Origin of the sequence: Sphingomonas sp. CCH5-D11 (genome assembly GCF_001557395.1) — a bacterium.
Taxonomy (GTDB): Bacteria; Pseudomonadota; Alphaproteobacteria; order Sphingomonadales; family Sphingomonadaceae; genus Sphingomonas.
The window spans coordinates 1-4,714 of sequence record NZ_LSKH01000226.1 but is presented as its reverse complement, the minus strand read 5'-3'; the positions used below and the strand labels follow the sequence as shown (position 1 = coordinate 4,714).

The 4,714-nt window shown below is 63.8% G+C and carries 4 protein-coding genes and 1 pseudogene; 3 read left to right on the top strand and 2 right to left on the bottom strand.

The genetic code is table 11. The features are described from left to right. Window positions 1-328 precede the first annotated feature (328 nt). From AX702_RS22945 to AX702_RS14255, 3 genes and pseudogenes are all read left to right on the top strand, one after another. Window positions 329-988: a PAS domain-containing protein gene (locus AX702_RS22945; protein WP_066780665.1), complete on the top strand. Its 660-nt coding sequence runs from the start codon at window positions 329-331 to the stop codon at window positions 986-988. A 273-nt stretch (window positions 989-1,261) separates the two neighbouring features. Beyond that, window positions 1,262-1,815 (top strand): annotated as a pseudogene (locus AX702_RS22935) (HWE histidine kinase domain-containing protein). Beyond that, window positions 1,812-2,180 (top strand): response regulator, encoded by a 369-nt coding sequence (locus tag AX702_RS14255; RefSeq protein ID WP_066780660.1) that lies wholly within the window; start codon window positions 1,812-1,814, stop codon window positions 2,178-2,180. The pseudogene AX702_RS22935 and the gene AX702_RS14255 overlap by 4 nt, the downstream one beginning before the upstream one ends. Window positions 2,181-2,551: 371 nt before the next feature. On the opposite strand, the gene AX702_RS14250 is transcribed toward AX702_RS14255, so the two are convergent. Together AX702_RS14250 and AX702_RS14245 are read right to left on the bottom strand one after the other, a co-directional pair. Then, on the bottom strand, window positions 2,552-3,226 hold the full coding sequence (locus tag AX702_RS14250; RefSeq protein ID WP_231023664.1) for a sigma-70 family RNA polymerase sigma factor: 675 nt from the start codon (window positions 3,224-3,226) through the stop codon (window positions 2,552-2,554). A gap of 180 nt (window positions 3,227-3,406) precedes the next feature. Beyond that, the coding region (locus AX702_RS14245) for an ABC1 kinase family protein (protein ID WP_066780656.1) at window positions 3,407-4,714 on the bottom strand (1,308 nt) is incomplete at its 5' end.

Sequence of the window (4,714 nt, the reverse complement as noted above, 5' to 3'; positions counted from 1 at the left end):
CACTGTGTGCCTTTTCTATCTAGCGGAGCAGTGTCATTTCTACTTAGCGCCTACAATCCGCCAGTCTGATAATATGTATTATGTAAAGTCGAGGGAATTTTCCTGAGGCTTTCTTTGTTCCCGATCCCTCTGAATGAGGATGCGTTACCTCACACTCCGCTATATCCTGGCTCTGTCTGCATCGCGGACAAGAACGGATGCATCGGCGCGCGTTCACGCTTTAACTATGATTTGGTTCCGGCGCTTCCCTCAAGTTTTGGGTTCGCCTAAACTGGAAGCAGGCCGTGCAGTGGTTAGCCCGTTGAGATCACCGGACGAGCCATCCCGAATGAACGCCTCTCTCGCCATCAGCATGCCCGAGTTGAACATGGCCGAGCGCACCCGGGCGTTCGCATGGGACCGCACGCCCCTGGGTCCGCGCAGCACTTGGCCGGCGGCCCTTCGCATCTCGGTCGATGCCATGCTTGCCTCGCTCCATCCCATGTGCCTGATCTGGGGGTCGGAGCGCATCCTGCTCTACAACGACGGTTATGCCCCCATCCTGGGCAGCCGGCACCCCGACGCGCTTGGTTACCCGACCGCGGAGGTATGGCCCGAACTATGGCCTGACCTGGAGCCGCTGATCGAGGGGGTGTTCCGGGGCGAAAGCGTCGCCTTCCGGGATCAGCCGCTCACCATGACCCGCAACGGGTTCACGGAGGAGACGTGGTACGACTTCGCCTACTCGCCCGTCTGGGACGACGAAGGCGAGGTCGCGGGCCTGATGAACATCACCTCCGACAGCACCGCGCGCGTGAAGGCGAAGCGCGAGCGCGACGCCGCGACCGCCGAGGCGCAGGAAGCGGCGGTGTTCATGCGCAGCGTGCTGGCCGCCTCGACCGACTGCATCAAGGTCGTGGAGCTGGACGGCACGCTCTCCTTCATGAGCGAAGGCGGCATGAAGACGATGGAGGTCAGCGACTTCAACGCCGTCGCCGGATGCCCCTGACCGAACTTCCTCAAGGAAGGCGGACCCGCCTACGCGAAGGAGGCGATCGAGGCAGCCAAGCGGGGCGAAACCACGCACTTCGAGGCGCCGGCCGATACCTACCTCGGCACCGCCAAGCATTGGTCCATCTCGGTATCGCCCATTCCCGGGCTGGATGGGGAGACCGCCCGCATCCTGTCGGTGTCGCGCGACCACACCGCCCTGGAGCAGGTGCGCCAGCAGCAGCAGCTCCTCAATGGCGAGCTGGCGCACCGCATCAAGAACATCCTGACAATGGTGCAGTCGATCGCCAGCCAGACGATGCGCGACGCGCCCTCGCCGGAGGAGGCATCGGCCGACTTCGCTCCCGCCTCGCCTCCTTGGGGCGTGCGACCGACGTGCTGACCGCATCGTCATGGCAGGAGGCTGGGCTGCACGAGGTGCTGGATGCCGGCCTGACGGCGGTCGCCGGGCAACGCGACCGGATAAAGATGGAAGGCCCGCGCATCCGGTTGAACTCCCAAGCCGCTCTGGCGTTGACCTTGGCCCTGCATGAATTGGCGACCAACGCCACCAAGTATGGAGCGTTGAGCAACGAGACGGGCACGGTGATGATCCAGTGGCAAGTGAGGGATGAGGAAGGTGGCCCCCACTTCTCCTTCCTCTGGCAGGAGCAGGGCGGTCCGCCGGTGTCGGCGCCGACCCGCCGGGGGTTCGGCTCCCGCATGATCGAACGCTCGCTACGTGGCTATTTCCGGGGCGATACCACGTTGAGCTACCCGGTATCTAGCGCCGAGTTCCGGATCGAAGCGCCGCTGGCAGGTGCCGGCGAGGCGATCGGCGCATGACCATCGAGCAAGCCGAGCGGGCGCGAGCCATCCTGATCATGGAGGACGAGGCGTTCATCCGCTACGACCTTGTGGACTTCTTCGAGGATCGCGGCTTCGAGGCCGAGAATGCCGACCAGGCGATTGCGCTGCTGGAAGCGAACGCCACGATCTGGATCGTGCTAACCGACGTTGCCATGCCCGGATCGATGGATGGCATGAAGCTCGGCCACTATGTCCGCGACCGCTATCCCCCGACATTGCTGGTGGTGGTGTCCGGCATCGTGAAGGTGCACCCGTCCGAGCTGCCGACGCGGGCGGCGTTCATTCCCAAGCCTTTCGATTTACGATCGATCCTACGCACGATCGACCGTTTAGCGGCGTAATGGAAAGTGAAGGGGCTTGCTGCTGCCTCCATGGCGACAGCGTCCGTGGATATTCCTGGCGCATCCATTCGGTTATGACACCAACCAAGCGGCGGTGGTTCTCCGAGAATGATGCGTTTCTGCGGCTCGTTTCCGGCGAGCAGCTTCACAGGCGTATTTTGGTAGTTTGGAGGAAATGGCGCTTGCACACCAAGCTGAACCCGCAGGTGCCTTCCTGCGCTATCGGGTCATCCCTGCTCGTTGAAAGATGCTCTCGATGCTGCGGGTCAAGGCGCCTGGCCACTGTTTGCTCGATATTGCCAACTCCACGACGATCTCCGGCCAATGTGCCAAGATTGGGGTACGCATTGGGATCGAGCGAGCCGACCGCTTCAGGCTGCCAGACAGCGATCGGCCGCGCGCTTCGTCCGCCAGCTTTGCAGCAGTTCGATCTGTCTCGTGTGCACCTCGTCGATAGATGGCGGCTCGGCCTGACAGATCGCATCGTCCGCAATGATCTGAGGTTCTGATCCGGAAGCCTCATCGCGGCTCGCGTGATCCATGAGTGCGCGCAGCATCTGCCGCCCCCTTACCACGCGGCTCTTGATTGTGCCGACAGGAACCTGCTCGATCGTGGCCGCTTCTTCGTAGCTCAAGCCCTCGATTCCAACGAATTGAATGCACCGCTGCTGCTCGGGCGTCAGGCGTGGCCACAGGCGGCGAACATCGCTCAACGTCACGACCGACTCCTGGTTTGACGCCACCGGAACGTCGTTGAGTTCGGCAGTCTCGCCCACTTGTACCGTGCGTCGACGACGTACATGCGACAGAAACGAATTGCGAAGAATACGGAAGGTCCACGCCTTCATGTTCGTACCGGCTTCAAATGATGCGCGGCTGCGCCACGCCTTCAGCACGGTTTCCTGAACAAGATCCTGTGCAGCATCAGGATTTCTGGCTAGCGATCGTGCATAGCTTGCCAGCATGGGCATCAGGTTGCTCAATGCAGCGCCGAAATCAGCCCAGTCCTCGGCAAGTGGATGTTGTTCGTAGTCCGGCTGTTCCACACGCAAGGCCCTCGTTCGATCTAACCAGGGTGCGGTTTATACACCAGCCGGTTTACTTATAGAGAACACCCCCTCCCCCTGGATTGTTCCGTCGTTCACAGATGAAGCTCGAGGGGCGGTCTCAGCGCGCGCTAGACGGAAGGCAGAAACCGTGAATCCGTCACATCGGGCGATGGCAGGTCAGCGCCTCCGCCTGCTCGCGAACCAGGCCCAGCTTGCGGGCAATACCGCTGACGCCATCAATATCGTGCCGACAACATCATGGTCACGCTGAAGGATCGCGCCGGCGACCAGCATTCCGGCAGACAGGACGTTGGGATCGGCGCGCCGGAGCGAGGCCGGGGGTGAGACTGCGCGTTTGTGCAACTCGATCGGCAGCGCGCCCGACCGTGCGACACGCTCCGCGAAGGTCACCAAATCGGGGGATACCGCGGCCAGCCGGCCAAGGCTTGTCGCCAGCCGCCGTCCGCCCCGCTTGAGTCCGGCCGGGCCGATCCGCTCGCGCAGAAGTTCGCGCGCGATCGGCGCGGCGCGCGCGGCGATGTCGAAGCCGGGATCGAGCCGTCGCACGAACCCTTCGGCGATCAACAGGGTGCGCAGCAGCAGGGCGAGATCGGGCGGCAGCGCCAGCCGGTAGGTTCGCAGCAGCGCGAATACACGGCCGAAGATGTCGGCTAGCTCGATCTGCTGGAGTACCGCCCCGCGGAATCGCCCAGTGAGCGCGTCGAGGTCGCGGGCCAGCGCCTGACGATCGACATCGGTTTCGCCGGACCATTGCAGCAGCACGTCCGTGACCGACCGCGTATCCTCGCTTGCGATCGCAAGGATGAGCGTGACGACCTCGTTCCTCCGGGCGGGGCTGAGCACGCCGACCGCGCCGAAGTCGATGAACGCGAGCGAGCGATCGGCAAGGACAAAGACGTTGCCGGGATGGGGGTCCGCGTGGAACCGGCCGTTGAAGATGATCATCCGCAGCACGGCATCCGCGTAGCGGCCGGCGACCTCCACGCCCCCCTCCTGCGCCCCGTCGATAATCTCGCGGACTGGCACGCCGTTGAGCCGCTCCTGCACGTTGATCCGGCGCCCGACCTGATCCCAGTAGAAGGCGGGCGTGCGGACGCCGAGCGGCTGCAGGAAGGCCCCGATGCTCTCGCAGGCTGCCGCTTCGGCACTGAGGTCCATTTCCTGCGACAGACTCTCCGCGAAAAACCGGAGCAGGTCGTCAGGTTTGAGGCGCCGTATCTCCGGCGAGTGCCTCGCGGCAAGCCGCGCGATGCGGCGGAGCAGCCGAAGGTCGGCATCGACTCGTTCCGCGATCCCCGGCCGGCGTATCTTGACTACGACTTCGGTTCCGTCGCGAAGGGTGGCGGCATGAACCTGCGCGATCGACGCCGCGGCGATCGGGTCGCGGCCGAAGCTCGCAAACACGTCCTCGATCGGGGAGCCGAGCGCGGCCAGGATCGTCGGCTCCAGCGCCTCGAACGGCAG

Excerpts from the sequence above, each read along its gene's own strand:
- AX702_RS22945 (WP_066780665.1), top strand. The coding sequence starts at position 329 with ATGAACGCCTCTCTCGCCATCAGCATGCCCGAGTTGAACATGGCCGAG.
- AX702_RS14255 (WP_066780660.1), top strand. The coding sequence starts at position 1,812 with ATGACCATCGAGCAAGCCGAGCGGGCGCGAGCCATCCTGATCATGGAG.